Source organism: Mesorhizobium sp. M0058 (genome assembly GCF_040323095.1).
Taxonomy (GTDB): domain Bacteria; phylum Pseudomonadota; class Alphaproteobacteria; order Rhizobiales; family Rhizobiaceae; genus Mesorhizobium.
This window is the reverse complement of record NZ_JAMYUQ010000005.1, coordinates 146,381-158,581: the sequence shown is the minus strand read 5'-3', so window position 1 is coordinate 158,581 and position 12,201 is coordinate 146,381. Positions and strand designations below refer to the sequence as shown.

The 12,201-nt window shown below is 62.0% G+C and carries 17 protein-coding genes; 7 read left to right on the top strand and 10 right to left on the bottom strand.

Annotation, left to right across the window (positions count from 1 at the left end; all coding sequences use genetic code 11):
- Positions 1 to 105 precede the first annotated feature (105 nt).
- From NKJ75_RS10160 to NKJ75_RS10120, 9 genes are all read right to left on the bottom strand, one after another.
- Positions 106 to 333, bottom strand: a complete 228-nt coding sequence (locus tag NKJ75_RS10160; RefSeq protein ID WP_023833771.1) for a hypothetical protein — start codon at positions 331 to 333, stop codon at positions 106 to 108.
- Positions 333 to 629: a GIY-YIG nuclease family protein gene (locus tag NKJ75_RS10155; protein ID WP_023833772.1), complete on the bottom strand. Its 297-nt coding sequence runs from the start codon at positions 627 to 629 to the stop codon at positions 333 to 335. Before NKJ75_RS10155 ends, NKJ75_RS10160 begins: the two co-directional genes overlap by 1 nt.
- Positions 629 to 832: a helix-turn-helix transcriptional regulator gene (locus NKJ75_RS10150; protein WP_023833773.1), complete on the bottom strand. Its 204-nt coding sequence runs from the start codon at positions 830 to 832 to the stop codon at positions 629 to 631. Before NKJ75_RS10150 ends, NKJ75_RS10155 begins: the two co-directional genes overlap by 1 nt.
- Before the next feature lie 80 nt (positions 833 to 912).
- Positions 913 to 1,587 carry a hypothetical protein gene (locus NKJ75_RS10145; RefSeq protein WP_023833774.1) on the bottom strand — a complete coding sequence of 225 codons (675 nt, stop codon included), beginning with the start codon at positions 1,585 to 1,587 and terminating at the stop codon, positions 913 to 915.
- A 2-nt stretch (positions 1,588 to 1,589) separates the two neighbouring features.
- Entirely contained in the window at positions 1,590 to 2,717 is a 1,128-nt protein-coding gene (locus NKJ75_RS10140) for a tyrosine-type recombinase/integrase (RefSeq protein WP_245274129.1), read from the bottom strand.
- A 473-nt stretch (positions 2,718 to 3,190) separates the two neighbouring features.
- Complete coding sequence (locus tag NKJ75_RS10135; protein ID WP_023705981.1) at positions 3,191 to 3,859, bottom strand: DUF2161 domain-containing phosphodiesterase; 669 nt, start codon at positions 3,857 to 3,859, stop codon at positions 3,191 to 3,193.
- Between the two features lie 64 nt (positions 3,860 to 3,923).
- On the bottom strand, positions 3,924 to 4,076 hold the full coding sequence (locus NKJ75_RS10130; protein ID WP_155923531.1) for a hypothetical protein: 153 nt from the start codon (positions 4,074 to 4,076) through the stop codon (positions 3,924 to 3,926).
- A gap of 114 nt (positions 4,077 to 4,190) precedes the next feature.
- A complete protein-coding gene (locus tag NKJ75_RS10125) occupies positions 4,191 to 4,466 on the bottom strand; it encodes a DUF6074 family protein (protein ID WP_023681621.1) in 276 nt (91 codons plus the stop codon).
- A 146-nt stretch (positions 4,467 to 4,612) separates the two neighbouring features.
- A complete protein-coding gene (locus NKJ75_RS10120; protein WP_023667653.1) occupies positions 4,613 to 4,909 on the bottom strand; it encodes a DUF982 domain-containing protein in 297 nt (98 codons plus the stop codon).
- A gap of 279 nt (positions 4,910 to 5,188) precedes the next feature.
- Between NKJ75_RS10120 and map the strand changes: the two genes are divergently transcribed.
- The 4 genes from map (at position 5,189) to NKJ75_RS10100 (ending at position 8,284) form a co-directional block, all read left to right on the top strand.
- Positions 5,189 to 6,022 carry a type I methionyl aminopeptidase gene (gene map, locus NKJ75_RS10115; protein WP_023744793.1) on the top strand — a complete coding sequence of 278 codons (834 nt, stop codon included), beginning with the start codon at positions 5,189 to 5,191 and terminating at the stop codon, positions 6,020 to 6,022.
- Positions 6,023 to 6,135: 113 nt separating this feature from the next.
- The gene (radC, locus tag NKJ75_RS10110) at positions 6,136 to 6,903 is read left to right on the top strand and encodes a RadC family protein (protein WP_023744792.1); all 768 of its coding nucleotides are present in this window, start codon (positions 6,136 to 6,138) and stop codon (positions 6,901 to 6,903) included.
- 189 nt (positions 6,904 to 7,092) lie between these two features.
- Positions 7,093 to 7,491 (top strand): RidA family protein, encoded by a 399-nt coding sequence (locus NKJ75_RS10105; RefSeq protein WP_023667656.1) that lies wholly within the window; start codon positions 7,093 to 7,095, stop codon positions 7,489 to 7,491.
- Between the two features lie 172 nt (positions 7,492 to 7,663).
- Positions 7,664 to 8,284 (top strand): isochorismatase family protein, encoded by a 621-nt coding sequence (locus NKJ75_RS10100; protein ID WP_050591272.1) that lies wholly within the window; start codon positions 7,664 to 7,666, stop codon positions 8,282 to 8,284.
- A gap of 9 nt (positions 8,285 to 8,293) precedes the next feature.
- Here the strand turns inward: NKJ75_RS10100 and NKJ75_RS10095 are convergent, their stop codons facing one another.
- Positions 8,294 to 9,226 carry a LysR family transcriptional regulator gene (locus tag NKJ75_RS10095; RefSeq protein ID WP_023833777.1) on the bottom strand — a complete coding sequence of 311 codons (933 nt, stop codon included), beginning with the start codon at positions 9,224 to 9,226 and terminating at the stop codon, positions 8,294 to 8,296.
- 159 nt (positions 9,227 to 9,385) lie between these two features.
- On the opposite strand from NKJ75_RS10095, the gene NKJ75_RS10090 reads away from it, so the two are divergent.
- From NKJ75_RS10090 to NKJ75_RS10080, 3 genes are all read left to right on the top strand, one after another.
- Positions 9,386 to 10,027, top strand: a complete 642-nt coding sequence (locus tag NKJ75_RS10090; protein ID WP_352499617.1) for a glutathione S-transferase family protein — start codon at positions 9,386 to 9,388, stop codon at positions 10,025 to 10,027.
- 132 nt (positions 10,028 to 10,159) lie between these two features.
- The gene (locus NKJ75_RS10085; RefSeq protein WP_352499616.1) at positions 10,160 to 11,086 is read left to right on the top strand and encodes a DMT family transporter; all 927 of its coding nucleotides are present in this window, start codon (positions 10,160 to 10,162) and stop codon (positions 11,084 to 11,086) included.
- A 228-nt stretch (positions 11,087 to 11,314) separates the two neighbouring features.
- Positions 11,315 to 12,199 carry a cytochrome c oxidase subunit II gene (locus tag NKJ75_RS10080; RefSeq protein WP_023833780.1) on the top strand — a complete coding sequence of 295 codons (885 nt, stop codon included), beginning with the start codon at positions 11,315 to 11,317 and terminating at the stop codon, positions 12,197 to 12,199.
- The last annotated feature ends 2 nt before the right edge of the window (positions 12,200 to 12,201 follow it).

Sequence of the window (12,201 nt, the reverse complement as noted above, 5' to 3'; positions counted from 1 at the left end):
GCTTGCAGGTGGGTGAGACTTTCGGTATTCTCGCCGATATCGATTGCTGCCAAGCTTTTCGACATTTCCAGCGAGCCGACCTTTGCCGAGGTCGGCTTTGCCGTATCAGGAAGCAACATAGGCGGCCTCCTCGTCGGAGGTATTCGGCCAATCCAAACGCAAGTTGGCGAGGCGCATCACGCTTACTGCGTCGAGCGCACTGAGGCCGAACCGGCGGCGGATCGCCGGGACGAACGGTCGCTCACATGTCGTTTGATGCTCAGCGAACCAGGCCACTGCCTCTTCGAGATAGCCAGCATCAACATGGTCGGTTGTTGGGAAAGAGCGACCCATTATGCAGCCTCCCTGACTTCAGGATTGCAGTTGATCGCTATGAAGCGGCGAAGTTCAGGGGTATCGAGGAACCACTCGCAGCTAGGATGACGTGAAGTCTTGTAGAGCCTGAAGCGCGCATGAATGCAGGCCTCGACCTCGATGTCGCCGGGGATGGTGCCCAGCAACTCGATTGGGCGACGACCACCAGGAGCCGGCCGGATGTATTTCAACTGGTTCAGCCGCCCCGGTAGGTTGGCGCTATAGCCAATCTTGATTGTCGGGCCGGACTTCGCGAAATAGACGACGCTCTCCATTACGCCGCCTCCGACTTTGCGGAACCGGCTTCGCAGGCCTTGCGCCAGTCAGACGCGGCATCCTTCGAAATCAGGACGCGCCCGCCCACCTTCATAGTGCGCGGTGCGTGACCGTCATGGATGAGGTTGTAGAAAGTCGCGCGGCTGATCCTGTGCGCTGCACAAAATTCAGGAATGCTGTAGGCTTCGAACGTGTAGTCCATTTGGGTTCTCCTGTGTTGCTACAGGCCCAAGATGGACGCGGCTTTTCGGTGTCGCTAATTGTCGATGGTTGGAGTTAGTTTTAGTGTAACTCCGACAATTCTTTCCGGGCGCGCCGGCAAGTGTCGCGCGATGCGTTGAACTCCGCCACCATCTGCTCCTCCTTCATCCCGTTGAGAACGCTTCGGTCAAGACGCAGCATCTCGGTCTTGACGCGCATTAGCTGTTTGGGTTCGGGTCCTCGCTTTCGAGAAGCCTGTAGCTTTGGCGGCTGGCCGGCGGCAGTCGACACCGAATTGGCGACGCGAACTCTGGCGCGAATTGGATGGTCGGCAGGCACATCTTTCTGGAACGCACACCGGACAGCTCGAAATTCGCCCGCCTCGCCTTTTGCGGTCGCGTGTTCCAGATCAAGGGTTAGGAATGGCCAATAGCGACGAGGAATGACTTCCTCACCCGCTTCGATGCTCCGGTATCCAACGGCAAACCAGTTGCCCCCAACGGCTTGGGCCATCATAAGCCGGTGAACCCCAACTTGGGCTTCATCAATTTTAGACCGCCACGCGGCCAACCGTGCCTCATAAACCGGCCTATCTTCGGGGGATTGGTCTGAAGTGCTCCAGGCGAGATCCTCTAACTTCAGCATTTCTTTGCAGCGGGCAATCAGATCGACAACAGATTCGCCGCCGATAATTTTTTCCGCCTCCTCAAGGATTGCCAGAAATATCTCGCTCGGTGATTTCCAGAAGGAAGCCATTTTTATGCCTCCCCCTGCATCGAAACGACGTTGCTCTTCGTGACCGTTCCGAAACGTGGCGCCCCTGCCCTGACGGCGTCGGCGACGTAGGACGGCGAAAGATGGCCATAGTGTTTCTCGACCATCCTCGTGTCGGTGTGGCCAAGGTTTCTCGCAACGACCATCAGCGGCATACCGTTCATTACGGACAGGCTGGCCCACGTGTGGCGAAGGCCATGGAAGCCGATCGCTGGGATGATCTTCGCGTTCTTGCACGCCTCGTTCATCGGCCGGAATTGGTGAGACTTCTCCCAAGTCCCGCCGGCTGGCGCTGTCAGCAGCAACTGATCGCCGCGCTTCCCGGCTGCCAGTTGGCCGAATAGTTCGCTGCCCTCGTCGGTCAGCACGACGTGACGGGCCTTGCCGGATTTGCTCTCCCGAATTGTCAGTGTGCCGACATCGGTGTTGAAGTCCTCGACGCGAACCCGTGCTAGTTCGCTGTACCGGGCGCCTGTCTGCAAGGCTGCCTGGACAAGATCCCGGAAGCTGCCGCTGGAGGCGTTCACCAGTCGTTGCGCTTCGGTGATCGTCAGATAGCGGACGCGGGCACTCTCGACATCTTCGAACGGCTCGACCCGGCGCCATTCCTTATCCGAAGCCGCCTTGCCCTCCCGCCATGCGTAATTTAGCGCCGCCTTTAGGATCGTCAGGACGCGGTTTGCGGTGGCGCGGCGCTGCCGGATCGATTCGGCATCGGTTCCGAGTTCCTGAAATTTCTGCTCCGCATCCTTCTTGCTACGGAGACGCGGCGCCGTGGCGGCAACTTTGCTATGCCATTTCCGAATCTGGGTGGCTGTCAGCTTGGAAACGTCAACGGTGCCGAGCTCCGGCAGGATCAACGCCTCGGCGCGGTAGCGGGCATCCTTGGAAGATTTCCGGTTGCCTTCCATCCATAGCAGGTAATCAGCCATGGCCTCATTGACGGTGAATGCGCCGGCCACCCCGCCGCTGTCCCCAGACAGGCGCTTGTGAAGCTCCCTGGCCTTGTCCTGAGCCTGCCAGAACGAAAGCACGGCCTTGCCGTCTGCGTCCGCTCTGTCGTCAGCACTAGCGATCGTCTCGACACGGTAGTCCTGATCGCCGACATACATGCGGACGACCCACCGGCCAGCTTCCTTGCCCTTCCGGTATCCGACATGGAGCCCAGGGCCGATGCTCTTGTAATACGGCTTGCCGCGCGCCTTCAGTTTCGCCCGAGCTTCCTTGCTGTCGAGCGTCGCGTCACGAACTCTCTTTGCCATGCCCCTGCCCTGCCGTGTCCAACACTTTGTCCAATATACCGGCGTAGACGCCATTGGACAAGCACAAACGCAACTGGGCACGAGACCATGGCCTTCAAGGGGTTCAGTAAATATGGCTGGACGGCGTTGGACGGATTAGAAGCTCTTTCACGGCGGTAACAGGGGTTCGATTCCCCTTGGGCGTACCAGATCTTTCAGGAAAACAAGAAGCCTCGCGGCAGCCGCCGAACTAGCAGCGGCTGGAACGGTGGCGCGGCGAATCGGTTGAAACGGCGAACAGCGGCTGTTTCCCTCGGCGCCTGCTCGCGGCAATCTCCGGCCACTCATCCCTGGTCGTGCGCCACCTGTGGCCAGCGCTGCAACGCCGCATGGCCGCCTTCGGTCAGCGCGTAGACGCCGCGCTCGGCCCTGGCGAACCAGCCATAGACATTGTCCAATAGGATGCTGGGGGCGCGCGGCGAAATCGCTTTCAGATCGCGCGGGCGTTTCGGCCCGTCGGTCATGGCTGCGGCGCAGGCCAGCGCATCCTGCCGGTAGGCGGTCATGATCGGCGCGCGCGAACCGCCGCCCACCACCGGGTCGCCGCGCCGGCGCCGGTGTTCCTCCATCAGCCGCGAGCGCCGCTTTGGATCGCGACGCGGCGGCAGAGCGGCCGGGCTGAGCAGCAATTCGACCTCCCCCTTGCCGCTGACAGCCAGAAGCCCGAAGCCGAGCCGCCGGCACAGCGCGCGAAAACGGCGGTCGTGCTCGCGGCCTTTGCCACGCGCCGACATGCGCGCGGCCAGCCACACTTCGTCGCATGCCGCGGCGCGATCGACACCTTGCAGCACCAGTTCGAGGTTGAACTGCAATTTCAGTTCGCAGATGACCAGCACAGGCGGCTCGCCGTCGCGCACCGCCACGATATCGCAGTGCCCGACTTCGCCCTTGACCGTGAATTCCAGGCTCTCGAGAAACCGCTTCACCGGGATGTAGAGAGACGTTTCCTGCATCGCGCAGGCATAGCCGATTCGGATCGGGTCGGCACAGGGATCGCCGAGAGGCCGACGCCTTGCGCTAAGCCGCCTTGAGACCCACTGTTTGCAAGGCGGCCGTCAGGCAGGTCTCCGGCATGATAGTCCCGCCATAGCGCTCGACGATTTCCTTGGCGATGACCGACGTCGCCAGGGCCGAGCGCGACCAGTATTTCATCGCCTGTCTCGCGTTCAACAAGGCGCTCGCCGTGGCTGGGACGGCACAATCGACAGCGTAAGACCCGAGATCCGTCGACGCCAAGACCGGTCCACGGTTGGCCACACAATGATGAGCGCGTGTGTTTTGAGGCTAAGGGCGGGTGCGCGTCCGGCGCTGCCCTGGTGCGGCATCGTCCGCCTTGAAATGCATCTCGTCCTGGACCGCGGCGAAAAACCGGCGGACATCGTTGGCCGCCGAAGCCGCATCGCAGCCGGCCGCGACCGCCTTGTCGAGGAGTTCGCGCGCCGTGGCCTTCCAGAACGACGTGGCCGTGTCGCCGTGCAGTCTGCCCAGCCTTGCGGCGACCTCGCGCACCAGCACGGTCTGCCGATCTAGCGGGAAGGTACGCACATTGGCTGAAGACATGTTCTGCACCATGAAACCGACGCAACGAATCAGACGCTGCTCTATGGCTCATGCCTAGCTGTGAAGTCGGAAACGGAACCTTAACGCCGCGGAGTCCGCGCCGATTGGAACGAGTCGGTTGGCCGGCCTCCAGGCCAAGCAGAACTCTAGACCCTCAGGCCCCTCGCCTCGCCGGCGCGCTTGGCCGTAACCATCATATCCCTGGCCAGCAGCCCACTGACCCGGCAAAACGCCATGAAGGCGCGCCAGGCGTCCTCAGTCTTGACCACATCCACCGTGGCCCCGAAGCAGGCATTGAACGCCGCTTCATAGACCTTGCCCTGTCGCTTCTTTGGCCAGTCATGCAGGATATCCAGCGCCTGTTCGACGCTGTATATTTCCTCTACCGGCAGCCCGGGCGCGGGCGCGATGCGCACCGGCACCTCGAATTGCAATCTGTCCATTCTATATCTCCCGAACTGGCGTCGACCACAGCAACGCCGTTCGTCGTCAAAAGTTGCTTTGGCTGCTTTTGCGCGAAAATGTGTCGTCAGTGCGATCTCGGCATTCGGAGGAGATCGCGCACCTGGATGTCATCTGAGCGGCCGCGCAAGCCAGGAATATCGCCAGTATCAGTCCATTGCCGGCAGTTCTTCCTTGAACCTTGCGGCTTGCAGTGCCAAATCTGGGGAAATTTTCTAACGGGCTGGTATGCGCCGCCCGCTTACAGGCAAACGGACACTATGGTCACCTATCTCGACGCCGCCACGGCACCCCTCAGGAACACCGGCCAGATCCGCCTCTACGGCGAAGAAGGATTTGCCGGCATGCGCAAGGCCTGCGATCTCACCGCGCGCTGCCTTGATGAACTGGTGCCGATGGTCCAGCCGGGTGTCACCACCGAGACCATCGACCGTTTCGTCTTCGAATTCGGCATGGACCAAGGCGCGTTACCGGCGACGCTCAACTACCGCGGCTACACCAAATCGTCCTGCACCTCGATCAACCACGTCGTCTGCCACGGCATTCCAGACAACAAGCCGTTGAAGGATGGCGACATCGTCAACATCGACGTCACCTACATCCTCGACGGCTGGCACGGCGATTCCTCGCGCATGTATCCCGTCGGCACCATCAAGCGCGCCGCCGAACGCCTGCTCGAAGTCACCCACGAGTGCCTGATGCGCGGCATCGCGGCGGTCCGGCCCGGCGCCCGCACCGGCGCCATCGGCGCCGCCATCCAGACCTATGCCGAGGCAGAGCGCTGCTCGGTGGTGCGCGATTTCTGCGGCCACGGCGTTGGCCAGCTGTTCCACGACGCACCCAACATCCTGCACTATGGCACCGCCTCGGAAGGCGTCGAGATGCGGCCGGGCATGATCTTCACCATCGAGCCCATGATCAATCTTGGCCGGCCGCATGTGAAAGTGCTGTCGGACGGCTGGACGGCGGTGACGCGCGACCGCTCGCTGTCGGCGCAGTACGAACACACGATCGGCGTCACCGAAACCGGCTGCGAGATTTTCACCCTGTCGCCAAACAAGCTCGACCGCCCCGGCCTGCCGGCGGTCAGCTGAAAACAAGATCGCCTCAAGCCGCGGCTTTGAGGCGCCGTCGCCGAAAAAACTCGACCGCGCGCTGCTTACCGCTCTAATCTGCCGTCGAAGCCTTCGGGGAGTGTGGGGGGTCGATGGGGAAGAGTGGCGACGACGAACGGGGGTTCTTCTCCGAGCGGTGGCTTGAACCGCCGGCGAAGGACAAGGCGCCCAAGGACAAACTGACCGAGACGCCACACTATCACGGCCATCGCGACCGTTTGCGCGAGCGCTTCGTTGCCGGCGGCGCAGACGCCCTGCCCGACTACGAGCTTCTCGAACTGCTGCTGTTTCGCCTGATCCCGCGCGTCGACACCAAGCCGATCGCCAAGGCGCTTTTGGCGCGCTTCGGCACTTTTGGCGAAGTGCTTGGCGCACCGGTGGCGCTGCTGCAGGAGGTGAAGGGCATCGGCCCCGCCGTGGCGGTCGACCTGAAGGTGATTGCCGCTGCCGCGCAGCGCATGGCGTGGACCGAGGTTCGCGACCGCGAGGTGCTGTCCAACTGGACGCAGCTTCTTGCGTACTGCCGCTCGGCGATGGCGTTCGAGAACCGCGAACATTTCCGCATCCTGTTCCTCGACAAGAAGAACGTGCTGATCGCCGACGAGGTACAGCAGGTCGGCACCGTGGACCACACGCCGGTCTATCCGCGCGAAGTGATCAAGCGCGCGCTCGAACTGTCGGCCAGCGCCGTCATCCTGGTGCATAACCACCCTTCAGGTGATCCGACACCATCGCGCGCGGACATCGAAATGACCAAGCAGATCATCGACAGCGCCAAGCCGCTCGGCATAGCCGTCCACGACCACATCATCATCGGCAAGAAAGGCAACGCCTCGATGAAGGGCCTGCTGCTGATCTGAGCCTGATGGGCGCCGGTGCCGTCATCCCAAACGCCACCGCTCGCGAGCCAATCAGCAACATTCCGCTTTGGCTCAAATGCCCACGCTTGCGGTGTAGAAGTGATATTGCGACGGAAGCGCCCGCTTCGGCGACAATGTGGTAGACCCGCGAATACGAAGCAGCCACAGCCATTGCAGGAGATCTATTCAATGACGCTCGAATGCATAAATCCAAATGATCTGCCGATTCCGGAAATGTACTCCCAGGTCGTCGTTGCGACAGGAAGCAAGCTGGTGTTCGTCTCGGGCCAGCAGCCAGAAGACATACACGGCAAGCTCGTTGGCCATGGTGATTTCGCAGTCCAGGCGCGCCTGGCGTTCGGGAATCTCGGCCGAGCGCTTGCTGCCGCCGGCGCTCGGCCCGAGCAAGTCTGCAAGATCACGATCTACATCGTCGATTACAAACGCGACGAACACGTGCCGATCATCGAAGCGGCCCAGGTCGAGCTGTTCGGCGATCACAAGCCAGCAAACGTAGTGGTCGGGATAGCAGTGATGTCTCCCGGCTACCTGATAGAGATCGATGCGATCGCGGTCATCGACCCGTAGGCCAAGCGAGGACGCGTCAAGTCGCCCAAACAAATCCCGGCACTCGCTGCGAGATTGCCACGACCTTGATCTCTCCATCCATCCACGATCACATCGTCATCGGCAGGAATTGCGATGTCTCGATGAAGAGCCTGCTGCTCACCTGATCAACGTCGGAAACAGGAAACACGCAATGCCCCAGCCCGGCGACGAACCATGGGCGTTCGACAAGCAACGCGCAGCCCTCCTGGTCATCGACATGCAAAGCGACTTCGTCGATGAGGGCGCCGTCATGGAAGTGGCCATGGCCCGCCATCGCATTCCGGCGATGCGGCAGGTGGTCGAGCTTTGCCGCGCGCAAGGCGTCCCGGTTATCTACACCCAGCATGTGCTCAGCGACCATTTCGATATCTCGCCGCTGGAAACCGGCTATCAGCCGAAGCTGAAAACCAAAGGAATGCGGGAAGGCAGCGCCGGCGCCGAAATCGTCGCCGCGCTTGCGCCCTTGCCTGGGGATGTCGTCATCAAGAAGCACCGCTACGATGCCTTCCACAACACGCAGCTCGAGACGGTGTTGCGTAACATCCGTGGCGCAGGCCGGGTCGACACGGTGATCATCATCGGCACCGTGACCAGCATCTGCTGCGAATCCACCGCGCGGAGCGCCTTCATGCGCGACTACAAGGTGGCTTTCATCAGCGACGCCAATGGCGGACTGGACGAGCCATCGCACAATGCAACCCTCGACATCATAGGCAAGGTGTTCGGGCGCGTGATGACCGTCGCAGAGCTTGGGAGCTTGTTGCGGAGTTGAGCCCGCGCGTCAGCTGGCGTGCGTCTCGAGCCTACCGCCGCCGAGCCTGCCCTCAAGAAGGTCGCGCCGCTGCTGCAATTCGCCGGAGACGAATTTGGTGAAGGCGTGGACGCGCGCCGTGCGGCGCAAATCGTCGTGCACCAGCACCCACAGCGCCGAGCCAATCTCCTCGATCAGCCCTCCGACCCTTACAAGCCCGGGCAGGCTGTCGCCGAGATAACAGGGCAGCGCCGCAACCCCGATACCGGCGCCCGCCGCATACGACATCGTCACCAGGGAATCGGCGCGCATGGCGACCTCGACATCGGGCAGCGACGACCGCATCCAGCGGGCGACGCCGGTGTTGGCCAGGCTGTCGTCGGGCGCGATCCAGCGCAGCGCACCCAATCTCGGCTCCGGGGGTAGCGTTTCGGCATAGGAACGTGTCGCGTAGGCGGCGAAGGCGACGCCCGAAATGCGCCGGCCGACCAGGATTTCCTGCGGTTGCGACACCGGCCTGATCGCCACGTCTGCATCCCTTTGCGTCAGGTTGGCGATGGAATTCTGCGTCATCGCCTCGACCCGTATGCCGGGATGGAGCTTATGAAACGCCGCCAGGATCGGCGGCAGCACCGACGCCATCAGCGTATCGGTGGTGGTGACCCGCAACCTGCCTTCGAACCTGAGATCCTGCCCCGACAGTTTGCGCGCCAGTTCATTGACCGTCTCGGCCATTGTGCGTGCCGCGCCCAGCAGTTCCTCGCCGCCCGCGGTGAGGGCATAGCCAGTCGGCAGCCGATCGAAAAGGCGGATACCCAGCCGCGCCTCGAAGGCGTTGACGCGCCGCAGCACAGTCGTGTGGTTCACGCCCAGGATCCGAGCCGCCGCCGCCAGCGAAGCGCCATCGGCGACGGCCAGCACCATGCGCAGATCTTCCCAGTCGATATCGCGTGAGCTGTGCATTCTTGCAGAAAGATAAAAGAAAGCGCTGCGCTCTGCGAGCCAAAATGACGCTTCGCTGTGCAAAAACGCAGAGCAAGCGGGCGAATCGGCATGTCGATCTACGCATGCACGCACGCCATATGGAGTCCGACGACGAAAGAACGGTCGCGGAGAAGAGCCATGACGCCGATAGAACTCTACACCTGCCAGACACCCAACGGGCACAAGGCCTCGATCATGCTGGAAGAGGTCGGCCTGCCCTACTCGGTCCGCTTGGTCGACATCGAAAAGGGCGACCAGACCAAGCCTGATTTCCTGGCGCTCAATCCCAACAACAAGATCCCGGTGATCGTCGACCGGGACGCCGGCCGCACGGTCTTCGAATCCGGCGCCATCCTGCACTACCTGGCGCGACGGTCGGGCAAGCTTCAGCCGGTGGGCGCGCAGGAGGCGGACGATACGCTGACCTGGACCTTGTTCCAGGCGGCCCATGTCGGCCCGACGCTTGGCCAATTGTGGAATTACAAAATCTTCGCGCCGGAAAAAATCCCTTATGTGATCGAGCGTTTTGAGCGCGAAACCGGACGCGTCTTCCGAGTGCTCAATAGCCGGCTCAAGAACTATGAGCACATCGTCGGCAAAAGCTACGGCATCGCCGATGTGATGACATGGCCATGGATCAACGCGGCCGTCACCAGGCTCGGCCTCAGCCTCGATGACGCGCCAGACCTGGCGCGTTGGTATGCCGCCATAGGCCGACGCTCCGCAGTTGTCAGAGGCATTGCCGTTCCCGCCCTGCCCGAAGCATCGGCTGCCGCTTAGATCATGATGAGATTTGGTTGAAATCTCATTATGACCTAACCCTTTGTTGTAGCATGATTTTTTCCAAAAACCGGCACCCACTTTTTGGGATCATGCCCTAGCCGCCGCACCTCGCATTCAAGGAATACGATCGTGGAAATCCTCTTCATCCCTCTGGCGCTTGTCGCCGGTGGCCTGCTTGCGGTGCAAGCCGGCGCCAATGCCCAACTTTCAAAGGCGGTCGGCTCACCCTTTGCCGCGACCACGCTTCAGCTCGCGGTCGGCGCCATCGTGCTGTTGTCGATCACGGCCCTCACCGGAACGACACCGGCTCTGCTTGCCGTTCGGCAAGCCGAATGGTGGCATGCGATCGGCGGCATGGCTTCGGCCTTCTACGTCGTTTCGACCATTCTTGTGTTCCCTCGCCTTGGCGCCGTCGTGTCCGTCGGGCTCTTCATCGCCGGGCAGATGCTTGCATCCTTCGCCCTCGACACGTTCGGCTGGCTCGGGATCCCCGAAGCAGGACTGCGAGCCGGGCCTGCCTTTGGCATGCTGGTCGTGCTTGCCGGTGCTGCCCTCATCGTTCTGGGACAAAAGGGCGCGGCGGACAATCTGGCGCCCTCGAAACTCGGCTGGATCGGACTGGCGCTGCTGGCAGGCGCCGTGCTTCCGGTGCAAGGCGCTGTAAACGCCTTGCTTCGGCACGACCTTGGCGGCGCGCCGTTTGCGGTCGGCACCATCTCGTTCCTGGTGGCGATGCTGGCCATGGCCGCGGTGCTTCTGATCGCGCTTGCCCTGACGAAGACGCCCCGCCCTCGCCTCGCCGGCCTGTCGTCGATGCCCTGGTGGGGCTGGCTCGGAGGTTTTGCCGGCGCCACCTATGTCACGACCGTGTTCACCGCCATCCCCGTCATCGGAGCGGCAGCTGCCGTCAGCCTGACGGTGGCCGGCCAGCAGGTCGCCGGCATCTTCGTCGACACCTTCGGCTGGTTCCGCCTGCCGCAGCGGCTTGTCTCCGGCATGCGGCTCGCCGGCGTCGTGCTGCTTTTGGCCGGCTGCATCATCATCAAGGCGCTTTGATCCCGCTGGAACAAGGCAAGCCGAATCAAACCAGCCCCTGCCCTCCCTGATTTGGGGGGTCAGGTGTCGCTCCGGCGTCACCAACGAAGCAAGGTCCGGGCGCCGCAGAAGCAATTTTTCGCTCCTTCCACAACCGGCTCTAGAATTTCGATCGCAAATCACGCATGATGCACTTGGTATTTTCCCGGGACGGCTTCGCGCCCCCTGAAATACCGGGAGGAACGGGACATGCCCATAGTGGTTGTACTCGTTTTGATCGTCGTGGGCTCGGTGTTGTTCCACTTCCTGAGCCCATGGTGGTGGACTCCGATTGCCTCGAATTGGGACTATATCGACAACACCATCATCATCACCTTTTGGATTACCGGCGTCGTCTTCGCCGCAGTCGTCCTATTCATGGCCTATTGCGTTTTCCGCTTCCGTCACCACGAAGGCAACCAGGCGGCCTACGAACCGGAGAACAAGCGGCTCGAATGGTGGCTGACGATCGTCACCGGAGTGGGTGTTACCGCCATGCTGGTTCCCGGCCTGTTTGTCTGGAGCCGGTTCGTCAACGTTCCAAGCGACGCAACCGTGGTCGAAGTCGTCGGCCAGCAATGGCAGTGGAGCTTCCGCTTGCCCGGCAAGGACGGCAAACTCGGCACATCCGACACCCGCGACGTCACCGCTGAAAATCCGCTGGGCGTGATCGCCAAGGATCCCAGCGGCCAGGACGACGTCGTGGTCGAAGCGGCCGACCTGCATCTGCCGGTCGGCAAGCCGGTCAAGATGCTGCTGCGCTCGATCGATGTGTTGCACGATTTCTACGTTCCGGAATTCCGCGCCAAGATGGACATGATACCGGGCTCGGTCACCTATTTCTGGTTCACCCCCACCAAGACCGGGACCTTCCAGGTTCTGTGCGCCGAACTGTGCGGCCAGGGGCATCCGATGATGCATGGCATCGTCATGGTCGATACCGAGCAGGACTATGTGGCCTGGCTCGACCAGCAGCAGACGTTCGCGCAGTTGTCGGCGCCGCAGCAGACGGGCTCGGTGGAACAGGCGCCGGGCAACGCGACGGCGTCAGCTCTAGAAGTTGCGGCAAAACTCGAAACTGTCGGGTCCCGCTGAAG